The sequence below is a fragment of the Actinokineospora auranticolor genome, from assembly GCF_041897805.1.
GTDB lineage: Bacteria > Actinomycetota > Actinomycetes > Mycobacteriales > Pseudonocardiaceae > Actinokineospora > Actinokineospora auranticolor.
The window spans coordinates 7,082,063-7,096,661 of sequence record NZ_CP154825.1 but is presented as its reverse complement, the minus strand read 5'-3'; the positions used below and the strand labels follow the sequence as shown (position 1 = coordinate 7,096,661).

At 71.3% G+C, this 14,599-nt stretch carries 16 protein-coding genes; 12 read left to right on the top strand and 4 right to left on the bottom strand.

Translation table 11 applies throughout. The features are described from left to right. Positions 1–4 precede the first annotated feature (4 nt). Positions 5–415 (bottom strand): hypothetical protein, encoded by a 411-nt coding sequence (locus tag V5P93_RS30795; RefSeq protein ID WP_104482141.1) that lies wholly within the window; start codon positions 413–415, stop codon positions 5–7. A 61-nt stretch (positions 416–476) separates the two neighbouring features. Continuing rightward, positions 477–935: a hypothetical protein gene (locus tag V5P93_RS30790; RefSeq protein ID WP_342752314.1), complete on the bottom strand. Its 459-nt coding sequence runs from the start codon at positions 933–935 to the stop codon at positions 477–479. 83 nt (positions 936–1,018) lie between these two features. Between V5P93_RS30790 and V5P93_RS30785 the strand changes: the two genes are divergently transcribed. From V5P93_RS30785 to V5P93_RS30765, 5 genes are all read left to right on the top strand, one after another. Next, positions 1,019–1,645, top strand: a complete 627-nt coding sequence (locus tag V5P93_RS30785) for a heme-copper oxidase subunit III (RefSeq protein ID WP_104482140.1) — start codon at positions 1,019–1,021, stop codon at positions 1,643–1,645. 74 nt (positions 1,646–1,719) lie between these two features. Continuing rightward, positions 1,720–2,517: a cytochrome c gene (locus V5P93_RS30780; protein WP_104482139.1), complete on the top strand. Its 798-nt coding sequence runs from the start codon at positions 1,720–1,722 to the stop codon at positions 2,515–2,517. Next, on the top strand, positions 2,514–3,650 hold the full coding sequence (locus V5P93_RS30775; protein WP_104482138.1) for a ubiquinol-cytochrome c reductase iron-sulfur subunit: 1,137 nt from the start codon (positions 2,514–2,516) through the stop codon (positions 3,648–3,650). The genes V5P93_RS30780 and V5P93_RS30775 overlap by 4 nt, the downstream gene beginning before the upstream one ends. Further along, the gene (locus tag V5P93_RS30770) at positions 3,647–5,320 is read left to right on the top strand and encodes a cytochrome bc complex cytochrome b subunit (RefSeq protein WP_104482137.1); all 1,674 of its coding nucleotides are present in this window, start codon (positions 3,647–3,649) and stop codon (positions 5,318–5,320) included. The genes V5P93_RS30775 and V5P93_RS30770 overlap by 4 nt, the downstream gene beginning before the upstream one ends. Before the next feature lie 337 nt (positions 5,321–5,657). Then, complete coding sequence (locus V5P93_RS30765; RefSeq protein WP_245931630.1) at positions 5,658–6,656, top strand: tat pathway signal sequence; 999 nt, start codon at positions 5,658–5,660, stop codon at positions 6,654–6,656. Positions 6,657–6,684: 28 nt separating this feature from the next. Here the strand turns inward: V5P93_RS30765 and V5P93_RS30760 are convergent, their stop codons facing one another. Then, complete coding sequence (locus V5P93_RS30760; protein WP_104482136.1) at positions 6,685–6,963, bottom strand: Lrp/AsnC family transcriptional regulator; 279 nt, start codon at positions 6,961–6,963, stop codon at positions 6,685–6,687. A gap of 97 nt (positions 6,964–7,060) precedes the next feature. Between V5P93_RS30760 and V5P93_RS30755 the strand changes: the two genes are divergently transcribed. From V5P93_RS30755 to V5P93_RS30745, 3 genes are all read left to right on the top strand, one after another. Further along, complete coding sequence (locus tag V5P93_RS30755; RefSeq protein ID WP_181043791.1) at positions 7,061–7,471, top strand: YbaB/EbfC family nucleoid-associated protein; 411 nt, start codon at positions 7,061–7,063, stop codon at positions 7,469–7,471. A 59-nt stretch (positions 7,472–7,530) separates the two neighbouring features. Continuing rightward, the gene (locus V5P93_RS30750) at positions 7,531–7,695 is read left to right on the top strand and encodes a hypothetical protein (protein ID WP_374065112.1); all 165 of its coding nucleotides are present in this window, start codon (positions 7,531–7,533) and stop codon (positions 7,693–7,695) included. 294 nt (positions 7,696–7,989) lie between these two features. After that, positions 7,990–8,130, top strand: coding sequence for a hypothetical protein (locus V5P93_RS30745; protein WP_181043789.1), 141 nt, complete (start codon positions 7,990–7,992; stop codon positions 8,128–8,130). Here V5P93_RS30745 and V5P93_RS30740 read toward each other — a convergent pair. Next, complete coding sequence (locus V5P93_RS30740) at positions 8,127–9,830, bottom strand: DEDD exonuclease domain-containing protein (RefSeq protein ID WP_104482133.1); 1,704 nt, start codon at positions 9,828–9,830, stop codon at positions 8,127–8,129. The genes V5P93_RS30745 and V5P93_RS30740 overlap by 4 nt on opposite strands. 110 nt (positions 9,831–9,940) lie before the next feature. Between V5P93_RS30740 and V5P93_RS30735 the strand changes: the two genes are divergently transcribed. The 4 genes from V5P93_RS30735 (at position 9,941) to V5P93_RS30720 (ending at position 14,434) form a co-directional block, all read left to right on the top strand. Continuing rightward, a complete protein-coding gene (locus tag V5P93_RS30735) occupies positions 9,941–11,293 on the top strand; it encodes an NYN domain-containing protein (protein ID WP_104482132.1) in 1,353 nt (450 codons plus the stop codon). A 2-nt stretch (positions 11,294–11,295) separates the two neighbouring features. Continuing rightward, a complete protein-coding gene (locus V5P93_RS30730) occupies positions 11,296–12,150 on the top strand; it encodes a hypothetical protein (RefSeq protein WP_104482131.1) in 855 nt (284 codons plus the stop codon). A gap of 222 nt (positions 12,151–12,372) precedes the next feature. Further along, positions 12,373–14,133: a D-alanyl-D-alanine carboxypeptidase family protein gene (locus V5P93_RS30725; RefSeq protein ID WP_245931629.1), complete on the top strand. Its 1,761-nt coding sequence runs from the start codon at positions 12,373–12,375 to the stop codon at positions 14,131–14,133. 115 nt (positions 14,134–14,248) lie between these two features. Beyond that, entirely contained in the window at positions 14,249–14,434 is a 186-nt protein-coding gene (locus tag V5P93_RS30720; protein ID WP_104482130.1) for a hypothetical protein, read from the top strand. Positions 14,435–14,599: the final 165 nt, after the last annotated feature.

Sequence of the window (14,599 nt, the reverse complement as noted above, 5' to 3'; positions counted from 1 at the left end):
CGGCTCAGCCCCGCACTAACGGCAGCCGCTTCGTGCGCAGCACGTCGGCCACGGTCTCGGCCGCGGTCAGCGGGTCCAGCGGGTGCACCAGCACCGCGTCCGCCTGCGACCAGGTGGCCAGCCAGCGGTCGTCCTTGCGGCGCACCGCGACCACCACCGGCGGGCAGTCGGTGATCTCGTTCTTGACCTGCCTGCACAGGCCCATGCCGCCGGTCGGCTGCGCCTCGCCGTCGAGGATGGCCAGGTCGATGCCGCCCGCGTCCATCGCCATCAGCACCTCGGCGACGGTGGCGACCTCCACGAAGGCGACCCGGCCGATGTCCGCCGCGGGCCTGCGGCCGACCGCTGTGATGATCGTCTCCCGCACCTCGGGCCGGTGGCTGAAGACCAGGACTTTCAGCGGTGCAGTGGTCATGCCACATCCTTTGGTCGGAAGCGTTCGGGCAGGTGGGGCTCCCTGGCCGGTCGCGAGCGCGTCACGGCCGGTCCGGCGGGTTGATGTTATCGGTCTCACGTCCACCCGTCTGCAACACGTCCCACCCGAGCGCGTCCCCGCCCAACCGCTGCGCCAGACCGGCCATTCGGGACCGTTCCCGCGCGCAGCCCAGCGCCGTCACCAGCTCGGCCCGCAGCGCGTGCGCGAGCACCTGATCGCCCTGGTGCGGGCCGATTTCCCGGAGTGCGTAACCGTCCTGGGCGACCACCGCGGCCGCCTCCGCGACCCGGTCCTGTGGCAAGATCAAATGGTGCCGCAGGACCGCGGTCTCGGCCGCCCGGAACTCACTCGCCCGGGTGAGCGCGGCGGACGCGGCCTCCGTGTCGTCGAAGGAGCGGGCCACCACCCCCAAACCGGGGGAGTCGACGGTGACGCCGGGCCCCTTCGTCGAGGTGAACAGCGTACGAACCCGAGCTCGCAGCGCACCGAGAAACCCCACGTAGCCGCCTTTCCGGACACCCCCGCGACACGACGCGGTCTACTCACGACCCGACCGGGCGAGCCGTGTACCCGCAAGACATAATGCGACCCGTGACTGCAGCAGCGCCCTCCATTGGCCAGCGTGTGCACTCGCTGAACCGGCCGAACATGGTCAGCGTCGGCACCATCGTGTGGTTGTCCAGCGAGCTGATGTTCTTCGCCGGGCTCTTCGCCATGTTCTTCACCGTCAAGGCGCAGAACAGCACGGGTGTGTGGCCGCCGCCGCTCGAGGGCGGGGAGCAGGTCCACCTGGACGTCCCCTACGCGCTGCCCTTCACCATCATCCTGGTGGCCTCCTCGTTCACCTGCCAGCTCGGCGTCTTCGCCGCCGAGCGCGGTGACGTGTTCGGCCTGCGCCGCTGGTACATCCTGACGCTGATCATGGGCGCGATCTTCGTCGGCGGTCAGGCCTACGAGTACTACAACCTGGTGAACGAGGGCGTGACGATCCCGTCCGGGCCGTTCGGCACGGTCTTCTTCCTCACCACCGGCTTCCACGGCCTGCACGTCATCGGCGGCCTCATCGCGTTCGTCTACCTGCTCATCCGCACCAAGCTGAGCAAGTTCACCCCGGCCCAGGCCACCTCCGCGATCGTGGTCTCGTACTACTGGCACTTCGTCGACGTGGTCTGGATCGGCCTGTTCGCGGTCATCTACCTGGTCCCATGAGCGACACGCCCGAACCACCGCCCGCCACCACCAGCCACGCCGGGCCCGAACCGACAGCAAGGGTTGCCGTTGCAATGAACAACAAATCCCCGCGCCGCAGCAAGCTCCGCAGGCGGGTCGCCGGGCTGCTGGCCATCGGCTTCGCCCTGCTGTCGGTGGGCTTCGCGTACTCCGCCCTGGCCCCGACCCCGCCGGTGGCGCAGGCCGAGGGCGACCCGGCGCTGCTGCGCAAGGGCGAGCAGGTCTACAACAACACCTGCATCAGCTGCCACGGCGCGAACCTCGAGGGCGTGCAGGACCGCGGCCCCAGCCTGATCGGTGTCGGCGAGGCGTCGACCTACTTCCAGACCTCGACGGGCCGGATGCCCGCGGTCCGCCAGGAAGCCCAGATCGAGCGCAAGCCCGCCAAGCTCAGCCCCGAGGAGATCGACGCGATCAGCGCGTTCGTGCAGTCCAAGGGCGGCGGCGTGGAGCTGCCCGAGGAGCAGGGCAAGGCGCTCGTCGGCGACAACCCGGCGCGCGGCGGCCAGCTGTTCCGGCTCAACTGCGCCTCCTGCCACAACTTCACCGGCCGCGGCGGTGCCCTGTCCTCCGGCAAGTACGCGCCGAAGCTGGACGGGGTCACCGAGACCGAGATCTACGCGGCGATGCTGACCGGTCCGCAGAACATGCCGAAGTTCTCCGACCGGCAGCTCACGCCGGAGGAGAAGAAGGACATCGTCGCCTACGTCAAGTCGGTGACCGACGGCAACAACAACCCCGGCGGCAACCCGATCGGTGGGCTCGGGCCGCAGTCCGAGGGTCTGATCGCATTCATCGTGGGTATCGCCGCCCTGGTCGGCGTGACCCTCTGGATTGGGGCGAAAGCATGAGTTCCACCAACCCCCCGGAGCTGCCCTCGGACGAGGAGCTCGCGGCGATGTCCAGGGAGGACCTGGTCCGCCTGGGCGGCAAGCTCGACGAGGTCGACATCGTCGAGTACCCGGACCCGTGGCCGGTCAAGGGCACCCGCGCGGAGAAGCGGGCCGAGCGCCTGGTCGCGCTCTGGTTCCTCATCGCGGCGGCGTCGGGCCTGGCGTTCGCGGGCGTGTTCCTGTTCTGGCCGTCGGCCTACACCGCGCCGGACACGGACGGGTACTTCATGTACTCCCTGTACACCCCGCTGCTGGGCGCCACGCTCGGCCTGTCGGTGCTGTCGGTCGGCGTCGGCGCGCTGCTCTACACCAAGAAGTTCATCCCGCACGAGGTGTCGGTCCAGCAGCGCCACGACGGCGGCTCCGCCGAACTGGACAAGGCGACCATCCTGGCCCACCTGGCCGACGCGGGGGTCCGCAGCACGATCGCCCGCCGCTCGCTGATCAAGCGCACCGCGGGCCTCGGCGCCGGGGCGATGGGCCTGGGCATCGGGGTGTTCGCCCTGGGTGGCCTGGTCCGCGACCCGTGGGCGCAGAGCGACACCGAGAACTCCCTCTGGCACACCGGCTGGAAGCCCAAGCACGAGGGCGAGAAGGTCTTCCTGCGCCGCGACACCGGTGACCCGGAGGAGGTCGCGCTGGTCGGCCCCGCCGACCTGGACGCGGGCGGCATGGAGACGGTGTTCCCGTTCCGCGAGACCGAGCGCAAGGACCACGAGGCCCTGTCGAAGGCGCTCAAGCGCTCCGACAACCCGGTGATGATCATCCGGCTGCGTCCCGAGGACGCCCGCCGCGTGGTCAAGCACCAGGGCCAGGAGGACTTCAACTTCGGCGACTACTACGCGTACACGAAGATCTGCAGCCACCTGGGGTGCCCGACCTCGCTCTACGAGCAGCGGACCAACCGGATCCTCTGCCCGTGCCACCAGTCGCAGTTCAACGCGCTGGAGTACGCCAAGCCCATCTTCGGTCCGGCCACGCGCAAGCTGGCCCAGCTTCCCATCGCGGTCGATGAGGAAACGGGTTACTTTTACGCACGGAGCGATTTCATCGAGCCGGTCGGACCCGCCTTCTGGGAGCGCAAGTCATGAGCGCAATCACAACTCCCACCAAGCCCAACAACCTGGCCACCCGCGCGGCGGGCGGCGCGGCGAAGTGGGCCGACGACCGCTTCCACCCGGCCGGTGGCCTGCGCAAACAGCTGAACAAGGTCTTCCCGACGCACTGGTCGTTCCTGCTCGGTGAGATCGCGCTGTACAGCTTCATCGTCCTGCTGCTCACGGGTACGTACCTGGCGCTGTTCTTCGACCCCTCCATGCAGGAGGTCGTCTACCAGGGGTCGTTCAACAACCTGCGCGGCCTGGAGATGTCGCGGGCCTACGAGTCCACGCTGATCATCACCTTCGACGTGCGCGGCGGCCTGTTCGCCAGGCAGATGCACCACTGGGCGGCGCTGCTGTTCATGGCGTCGATCGTCACCCACATGTTCCGCGTGTTCTTCACCGGCGCGTTCCGCCGCCCGCGCGAGGTCAACTGGGTCATCGGCGTCAACCTGTTCCTGATCGGCGCCACCGAGGGCTTCGCGGGCTACTCGCTGCCCGACGACCTGCTCTCCGGCGCGGGCCTGCGGATCATGTCCGGCCTGATCCTGTCGATCCCGGTGCTCGGCACCTGGGTGCACTGGCTGCTCTTCGGCAGCGAGTTCCCCGGTGAGGACATCGTGCCGCGGCTCTACACCGTGCACATCCTGCTGCTGCCGGGCATCCTGCTCGCGCTCATCGGCGTCCACCTCGCGCTGGTCTGGTACCAGAAGCACACCCAGTTCCCGGGCGTGCGGCGCAAGGAGACCAACGTCGTCGGCGTCCGCATCATGCCGGTCTTCGCGGTCAAGGGCGGCGCGTTCATGGCCGTCGTCGTCGGCGTCTGCGCCGCGCTGGGCGGGCTCTTCCAGATCAACCCGATCTGGAACTTCGGGCCGTTCAACGCCGCGCACATCTCGGCGGGCACGGTGCCCGACTGGTACATGGGCTGGACCGACGGTCTGATCCGGCTGTGGCCCGCGTGGGAGGTCTACCTCGGGAACTACACGATCCCGGCGGCGTTCTTCCCGTTCATGCTCGGCCTGCCGCTGCTCGGCGGCATCGCGGCGGTGTACCCGTGGATCGAGCGGAAGTTCACCAAGGACGACGCGCACCACAACCTGCTGCAGCGGCCGCGCGACGTGCCGGTCCGCACCAGCCTCGGCGTCATGGCGATCACGTACTTCATGGTGTCGCTGCTCTCGGCGGCCAACGACGTGCTGGCGGAGAAGTTCTTCATCTCCCTCAACGCGACGACCTGGATGGGCCGCATCGGCCTGCTGGTGCTGCCGCCGATCGCGTACTTCATCACCTACCGGATCTGCCTGGGCCTGCAGCGCTCGGACCGCGAGGTGCTGGAGCACGGTGTCGAGACCGGCATCATCAAGCGCCTCCCGCACGGCGAGTTCATCGAGATCCACCAGCCGCTGGGCCCGGTGGACGACCACGGCCACCCGATCCCCCTGGAGTACCAGGGCGCGCCGGTGCCGAAGAAGATGAACAAGCTCGGCTCGGCGGGTGCGCCGGTGCAGGGTTCGTGGCTGACGCCGGACCCGCCGGAGGAGACCGCCGCCCTGGCCCGCGCCCGCGCGGCCCAGCACGGCGAGCACGCCCAGTTGGAAGCGGGCCCGAACGAGGTCGGCCAGCACCAGGCGACCGAGGACCCGTCGAAGAAGCTCTGACGAAGTCCCTGCCGAGGGCGGTACCCCACCGGGGTGCCGCCCTCGCGGCTTTCGCCCTGCCTCTGCCCTAGCCCTCGCGACCTCGGCCGCAACGCCCGCGAGGGGCCTCCGCAATGGGGAACCCCTAATTTCAAGGCTAGTTGCCGCTGCGAGCGGGCCGAACGGGTGCGAGTCTGCCTGTGGACGAATACGGCGGGTGTGGAAGAACCCGCGGGTAACCACCCGGGACAGATGATGATCTTGAAGCTGGCTGGGGGACTGGCGTCCCCGGGGTTGCCGGGAGTGGCGTTGTCGGCGGCTGCTGCCGCGCGAAAGGGTTTCGCGGTAGCCTGCCGCCGTGATTCAGCAGGTCCGGTGCCGTGCGGTGGCGTGTGTCGCGGTGGCCGGGGTGGTGCTCGCGGGGTGCGGTGCGCCCGAGGAGCCCGCCTCCCCCGAGCCGGTCGCGCTGACCCAGGTGAGCACCACGGCCGCGTCCGCGCCACCCACCCCCAGCGCTGTGCCTGAGCCGACCAGCGCCCCGCCACCGGCTCCCGCGACGACGACCCAGGCGACGCCCGCGACCAGCGCCGCGAAGCCGCAGGACTGCCCAGTGCCGAAGTCCGGCTTCGACTGCGACTTCCAGCGCCGCTTCGCCGCCGCCCAGGCCTACGTGGCGAACCGGCCTGGCACCGTCGGCATCGTGGTGCGCGACCGGCAGACCGGCGCGGTCTGGCGCAACGACCACGCGGGCGACCTCACCTGGACCGCGTCCACCATCAAGCTGGCCATGGTCGTCGACCTGCTCCGCCGCGACCGCGCGGGTGCCATCACCCTGACCGGCGGCGACCGCGCCCAGATCACCGCCATGCTGCACCGCTCCGACGACGACGCGGCCACCGCCCTGTGGTCCAAGTACGGCGGCGCCGACCACACCGCGTTCAACCAGGCGTTCCCCGGCTACGGCATGACCTCGCTGCACCCGGAGCGCGGCTTCAGCAAGGTCTACCCGTACTGGGGCTTCCAGAAGTGCACCCCGGACGACCTGGACCGGCTCATCAACTACGTCCTGGACAAGGTCCCCGCCGACGACAAGCGCTACATCCTCGACAACATGCGCACCGTCGCCCCCAACCAGCAGTGGGGCGTCTGGGGCGCGGGCCCCGCCGCCCGCCCCGGCAACAAGGACGGCTGGTCGGAGGAGGAGGGCGGCTGGGTGATGAACTCGGTCGGCTTCGTCGGGCCGGGTGAGCGGTACACCCTCGCGATCATGAACAACCTGCGCGGCCAGGGCGGCTACGACGAGGGTCAGCAGACCGACACCGAGGTCGCCCGCCTGATCTTCGCGGGCCGGTTCTGAGCGTCGACGTTCCGCCCCGGTACCCGGCTCAGTCCTCGCCGAGGTCGAAGGCGGCGTCGACCTCGCGCCGGGAGAACGACCGGTACGCGATGTGGGTGGCCGTGTCGAGCACCCCGGGCAGCTTGCTGATCCGCCCCGGCACGATCCGCGCCAGGTCCTCGTGGTCGGCGACCCGCAGGATGGCGACCAGGTCGATGTCACCCGCGCACGAGTAGACCTCCGCCACCCCGTCGATGTCCGCGATGGCCTGCGCGGTCTCCGGGATGGCGTCGGTGGCGGCGGAGACCAGCACGATCGCGGTGATCATCTTCAGCGACTCCTCGGGTCCGGATCACGGGCAGACCCAGCCTAGATCAGGCACTAGGCTCCGGCGTGCCGCCAGGTGCGACGAGAGGACGGCAGCGGTGCAAACCCCCGACGAATGGCTGGCCGACTTCGAGGCCAAGGTGGCGGACCTCCAGCAGAGGGCCACGGAGTTCAAACAGGACGTCGAGTCGGCCGCCACCACCGAGCAGTCCCCGGACGGCGCCATCACGGTCGCCGTCGCCCCCAACGGCGCCCTGACCGACCTCCGCCTCACCGACTCGGCCATGACCCGCCCGGCCGCCGAGCTGGCGGCCGACATCCTCGCCCTCACCCGTCACGCACGGCAGACCGCCGCCACGACCGTGGCCAGCGCCTTCGCCCCACTGGGCGGAGACGCCTCGGTCGTCCAACACATCGCGGAACCGAAGGCGGACCAGCCGCCCCGCCCGCACGACCCCGAAGCAGACTATTCAGACTCCCCAGCCGTCTACCGCAACGAGTCCTGGTAGCTCAGCGCAGACAAGGCCACTTTTCGAGTGACGCACGTTCGTGTCAGGCACGTGCCACAATGGACACCGTGCGTGATCTTCTTGCCGAAGTCTTCGCTCTCCAGCCGCAGTTCACCGCCGAGAACCTGCCGCCGATGCAGCGCCGCGGCCAGTTGATTCGGCGGACCATCCCCACGTGGTTGCGTGGCGAGATGGCGAAGTTCGCCCCGCCCGGAATCGACTAGTCCGTCCACCTTCCCGCAGCGAAACTGGCCGAGCGGGTTCGTTGGGCGCGAGACGTGCTGAGCGACCAACTCTCCGTGCGTCCGGACCTGGACCGTGACATCTCCCGGGGTGTCCCCGACGAGCTGGGGCGTGGCTACGAGCGGCAATGTCGCGGCGTTCCACTACCCCCGAGGCGCCGTCCCCTCCGAGGACACGATGTTGGCTGACCTCGATTTCCTGTTGACCACCCTTGCCGGTCTCTACGCCCATCTGGACGGGGCCCTGTCCGCACCGGGGAACCGGCTCCTGAGGTCGTGACCGGCATCAGCCTGAACCGCCGGTCCACCCCGCTCACCGCCACCGGCGGACACCTGCGAACCATCCACCCCTGGCAACCCGACGACCTGGACCCCACACCCCTGACCTACCGCTACGCCGTACCCGCCGAGGACTAGTCCCTGGGCAACAACGACGTGCGGGCATGGTCCGCGCGTTCCAGCCAAGGACGCCACCGGGCCGCCGCGTGGGCGGGTTCGGACCACGGGGTCGAGCACCGGACCATCCGCGTCCCCGGTTTGTCCAGCCAGCGCAGGACTACGGACACCTCCTCCGCCGGTGCCCCCCGCAGTGGTCCGTCCTCCGGGATCACCGTCTCCGCCGACGCCACCAGGGCCTCCACCACCGGCATCGGCGCCACCCCGCGCCGCGCCACCCCCGCCGACGCCAACCGGCCGTGTCTGACCACCGCGAACTCCCAGCCGCCCAGGGAGTCCGGGCGGGCGGCGACCAGTTCCGCGACGGTGGCCAGGGCCGCCAGGCGTTGGCCCTTGTCCAGCGCGCGGATCAGCGTCCGCATCCGGTCGCGGTCCACACCGGCCTGCTCGAACCGCTCCGCCGCCGCGTGTTCGGCCAACCCCCGCGCCAACCGCGCCAACACGTCCAGGTTCCGGCCCGCCACCAACTCGCCCACCGCGACCACCGCGGGCTCGTACTCCTCGACGCTCTGCCCACCCACGCACGGCGCCGCGCACCGCCCCAACTCGGCCAGGGCGCACGCGCTCCCGCCCGGCACGCCGGACGACGGGATCCGCAGCGCGCACGGTCGCACGCCCGTCCCCTCCTGCAACGCGAACACCGCCTCCTCCGCGTGCCCCCGGCTGCGGAACGGCCCCAACGCCCCCTCCCGCGCGCGCCGGACCAGCGATAACCGGGGGAACGGCTCCTCGGTCAGCACCACCCACCACCCGCCGCGCGGGTTCTTCGACTTGCGGTTGTACGCCGGTTTGTGCGCCGCTAGCAGCCGCAGTTCGCGGACCTCGGCTTCCAGCGGGTGCGCGCAGGTGATCGTGTCCACCCGGTCGGCGAGGGCGACCATCTCGCGCAGCCTGCGGCGGGTCTCGCCTGCGGTGAAGTACTGCCGCACCCGGCGCCGCAGGTCGCTGGCGGTGCCGACGTAGAGGACCTCGTCCGACGGGCCGCGGAACAGGTACACGCCCGGCTCGTTCGGCACGTCCTCGGCCAGCGTGCGCTTGCGGCGCTGGGCCGCGGTGACCTCCGGGATGTAGTCCAGCAGCTCCTCCAGCGACTGCACGCCCAGCGACCCGACCCGCTCCAGCAGGCCGTGCAGCACGTCCACCGTCGCGCGGGCGTCGGCCAGCGCGCGGTGGATCGGCGTGGTCGTCGCCCGGAACAGCGCGGCCAGCGCGGACAACCGGCAGCTCGGCGCCTCCTCCCGGCTGAGCACCCGCCTGCCCAGCCGCACCGTGCACACCACCGTGGACTTGGGCCAGGCGTAGCCCAGCCTGCGGCACGCGGCCTTGACGAAACCCACGTCGAACCCGGCGTTGTGCGCGACCAGCACCGACCCGGCGGCGAACTCCAGGAACGCGGGCAGCACCGCCTCCAGCCGGGGCGCGGCGTGCACCATCGCGTTGGTGATGCCGGTCAACGTGACGATCTCCGGGGGGATCCCGCGACCGGGGTCGACCAGGGTCGCGAACTCGCCGATCACCTCGCCGCCGCGCACCTTGACCGCGCCGAACTCGGTGATCGCGTCCGCCTCGGCGCTGCCGCCGGTGGTCTCCAGGTCGAACACGACGAAGGTGGTCTCGCGCAGCGGCGTGCCGAGCTCGTCGAACACCAGCTGCCCGCTCATCGGGCCCGCTGCCTGGGGGTTTGGGTCGTGGCGCTCATCGCGACCGAAGCTAGATCACACCACCGACACTTCCCCGCTGCGCCGCGGCGGGGCGCGGCTAGCCTTATGGGATGGCACTGTCGTCCCTGCCCGTCGACCCGGAGGAACCGGAGATGTCCACATCGGACGCTTCGGGTCCGGCCGTGGAGTGGTCGGGGCTGCCGGAGGCCGTCCGGGCCCGCATCGCCGAGCTGGGCGCGGAGGCGGTGGGCGCGCTGCCCAAGGTCGACGTGCCGCAGCAGTTGCGCGCGGTCGCCCGCTTCGCCCCGGCCAAGCGGGCCCGGCTGGGCGGCGCCACGATCATCTCCAGCCTGCGCGACTCGCACGGCTTCCGCACCGCGGTGGTCGAGTGGTGCCGCGAGCACAAGCCCGCCGCACTCGACCTGGGCGGGGACGACCCGGTGGCGGTCGCGGCGGCGGCGGTGCTGCTCGGTGAGGAGTCCGCGGTCCACTACCTGGAACTGGTCTCGCGCCGCGCGTCGGACACGTCCCTGCGCGCCGAGCGCGACACGGCGGTGGCCAAGCTGCGCAAGGTCGAGGCCGAGTTGGAACGCGTCCGCGCCCAGCTGGAGGAGTCCACCGGCGCGGCCGACCAGGTGCGCGCGGAGAGCGAAACCGAGCTGGAACGCCTCCGCAAACGTTTGCGCGAACAGGGCGCCCGACTCCGGGAGGCCAAGGACGCCGCGGTCGCGGCCGAGGCGGCGGCCGACCGGGTCCGCGCGGAGGCCGGGGTCGAACTGACCGCGCTGACCGAGCAGCGCGACCGGGAACGCGAACGGGCCGAGGTCGAACGCGCCCGCGCGGCCCGCGCGGAGGCCGACGCCGAGATCGCCCGGCAGTCCGCGCGCGAGGCCCGCCAGGCCGACGAGGTCCGCCTGGCCCTGCTCGTCGACACCCTCGACGGCGCGGTGACGGGCCTGCGCCGCGAACTGGCCCTGGGCGGGGGCGGACCCCGCCCGGCCGACCTGGTGCGCGGCGCGACGGCGGCGCAGGGCGTCGGGGGACGCGTCGAGGACCCGGCCGCGCTGGACCGGCTGCTGGCGCTGCCCGCCGTGCACCTGGTGGTGGACGGCTACAACGTCACCAAGACGGGTTACCCGGAGCTGTCCCTGGCCGACCAGCGAGACCGCCTGGTCCGCCAGCTGGCGTCGCTGGCCGCCCGGACGTCCGCTGAGGTCACCCTCGTCTTCGACGGCGCGGGCGTGGTCGCGGTCCCCATCGCGGCGCCGCGCGGCGTGCGGGTCCTGTTCAGCGACCCGGGGGTGCTGGCCGACGACGTGATCAAAGCCCTGGTCACCGCCGAGCCGGAGGGGCGGCCGGTGGTCGTGGCCACGTCGGACCGGGCGGTGGCGGACGCCGTTCGCCGTCGGGGGGCCCACCCGGTGCCGTCGGCGGTGCTGCTGGCCAGGTTGGGACGCATCTGACCGTGGGCGACTCACCGCCGTTCCAGCCACTGCGCACCCGGCTGGCGGGCAAACCGCCGGACGAGGTGCTGTTCGAAGGGGTTCCCGACCACCTCGAACTGGCCGTCAGCCAGTGGCTGCGGCAAGCGATCTCCGTCGACGGGCGCACGCACGACGGCATCTGCCAGGAAGTGGCCCTGCGGCTGCGACTGCACCCGCGCCGCGACCCGTCGGGCTTCTCGTACGCGGCCGCGTTGAAGGCGGCGACGGGGGAGCAGTTGCTGGAGGTCCTCGACGCCGTCCTGTACGTCCGGTGGGTGTCGTTCGGCCTTGGTGACTGGGACTTGGCGGGCCGACTGGGCGTGATGCTGGAGGCGGGCGGCTCGGCGTACACCCTGGACCCCGCCGGCCACGGCTTGATCAGGCGCGTCGACGAGACGGTGAGCGAGGCTGCCAACCAGGCGATCCGGGGTGCCGCGGGCGAGGTGAGCGACCTGCTCCGCAAGGCGTGGGGGAACGCCTATGGCATCCACCCCGACCCGTCGGCCGCCTACCGCGACGCCGTGCGCGCGGTGGAGTCCGCGTTCGTGCCGGTCGTCTCGCCGACCAACACCCGGGCGTCGCTGGGGTCGGTGTGCAAGGACCTGGTCAACCAGTCGGCCAAGTGGGAGTTGGTCCTGGTCGACAGCCACGACCGCCCCACCGCGATCGACCCCGTGGTCACCCTGCTCAACCAACTCTGGACCGGCCAACGCTCCCGCCACGGCGGCGGCGCGAACTCCCGCGAGCAGACCCAGGCCGAGGCGGAGGCGGCGGTGCACCTGGCGGCCCTGGCCGTTCAGTGGATCACCACGGGCGTCCTGCGCAAGAAACCCTGACCCGCCGCGCCCCAGCTCCGGTCTGCTCCCTTTCCTGTCTTGCGCCGCTCGATTCCGCGCGCGGTAGTCCGTTTGCACTCAACTGATCCCCAGGGCTCGACTCTGTCCCCAACCCCACTTCGCTCCCTTGTTTCCGCAGCTCAGGCCCCGATAGCCTGGAATCGGGGCGGCCCCCTGGGTGGGCAGGGGTATGTCTTGGGGCGGGCGTGGTTTGGTGGTGGGGTGATCTTGCAGCGGCGGTGGCGGGCTCGCGGGGCGGTCGGGGTCGCTGTCGGGGTGCTGGTGTGCGGCGGCGTGTGGCCCGCGGCGGGGGCGCAGGGGCCGGGGGACGAGTCCGGGGTCGGGCCCGGCGTCGTGGTGGGGGATACGCGGCCCGGCGAGGCGTTCGCCGACCCCAAGGTGGCGGAGTTGCAGCGGACCGCGGGCGGGGTGCAGCGGGAGCTGGCCGAGTTGGCCGGGCGGGTGCGGCAGGCCGACGACGAGGTTCGCCTGGCCACCGGTCGCGCGGCCCAGGCGCGGTCCGCGCGGGAGGCCGCCGACCGGGTCGTCGCCGAGCGGCGGGGTGAGGTGGACGCCTTCCTGTCCGCCTACTTCGCCACGACCTCCGCCCCCAGCGAACTCCAGGTGCTCTTCACCGCCGACAGCCCCGAGGACTTCCTCACCGGCAGCGACCTGGTCGCCCGCCTGCGCACCGACCTCGACCGCCGCCTGGGTGCCGCGCTCGGCCGTCAGCGGGCGGCGGCCGACGCCGAGAACGCGGCCACGACGTCGGAGCGGACGGCCGCCGAGCGCAAGGCCGACCTCGACCGGCGGACCGCCGACGCGACCAACCGGGCGGCGGCGGTCTCCTCCGAGATGCGCGGCCAGGTCGACGCCACCAACCAGGCGGTGATCGCGCGGCAGAAGGCGCAGAGCGAGCGGAACGCGGCCACCGCCGCCAACTGGCGGGCCTACACCGGGCGGCTCGCGGCGGCCGGGATCACCCCACCGGCTGTGGCCACAATTCGCAACCCGGCAACCATGCCCGCCGGTCTGCTACCCGTCACTGGTGCCGACGGCGCGCCGCAACCGGGGGTCGCCCAAGCCGACGTCAACGGCGAACGGCTGCTGGTCCTCCCCGCCGAGACCGTCAAAGCGGTCGACACGGCCATCGCCGCCTTGGGCAAGCCGTACGTCCCCCTAGGCGAAGGACCGACCGCCTACTCCTGCGATGGCCTTGTGCGCGCCTCTTACGCCGCGAGCGGCATAGCCCTCCCCGGCGCCGTAGGCGACCAGATGGCGGTTCTTACGCCCGTCGCCGACCCACGCCCCGGTGACGTCGTCTTCCTCGGACCGGCCCGCCTCGGTGCCCAGGGCGTCGGCATCGTCTTGGACGAACACACGATGTTGGCCGCCGACGCTCGGTTGGCCGGTGTGGTCGTGGCGGATCTACCGGCCAGGGAGAACACCCTTGGCTTCGGTAGGCCCACCCTGCCGCAGAGGGCGCCCCAGCCCGTCCCTAAGGCCACCGACGGCGGCTTGGCGTGGCGCTGCGGTGGGGTCGAGTTGCCCCCTCGCGGTGCCGGTGAGGCTGTCGGTGCCTGGGGTGGCTACCCCAACGGCCTCATCCCGCTTACCGCGTTGTGTCCCGTCGGTCAGGCATCCCACGTCTTGCGTTGCGACGCCGCAGAGGCGTTCAAGGCCATGTCGTCCTACCACGAAGCCTCCTTCGGCACCCCGATCTGCCTCACGGACTCCTATCGCCCCTTCGCCGCGCAAGTCCGCCTCTACGCCTCGAAACCGGCCCTGGCCGCCGTTCCGGGAACCAGCAACCACGGCTGGGGACTGGCCGTCGACCTGTGCGGCGGAGTGCAGTCCCACGGCACCGCCGAATACGCGTGGATGATCGCGAACGCGCCCCGTTTCGGATGGTCGAATCCGCCCTGGGCCAGGCCGGGTGCCGGCCGCGAGGAACCGTGGCACTGGGAATACACCGGCCCCTGATCGCCACCGATCGGGTGAACCCTTCGAACACCTGAGCGAAATTGTCGGTCCCCTCTCCTAATCTCGACCGGGAGAGATCGACATCGACAGGCACGGGCGTGGAAAGGGGCCAGGGATGATCATCGACTGCGACACCTGCGAGGTCCGGGGCAACGCGTGCAAGGAGTGCGTGATCACGGTGCTGCTCGGCGCGCCGCCCACCGTGGAGCTCGACGACTCCGAGCGCAGCGCCATCGACGCGCTCGCCGGGGCCGGTCTGGTGCCCCGGCTGCGGCTCATTCCGATCGAGAAGTCGGCGTGAACCGCCCCGACACGCCCGGGTGAATCCGGCGGCGCGATGAGTGGTCGGTTCGGTCGGCGAGCGGTTCACCACCCGGGTGAACAGTGCTGTTGTCACTGTCACAGAGGGCAGTCGAGACTGCTCCGTTGGTGTTTTGCGACGACCGACAACCCTTTTTCGCCCGAG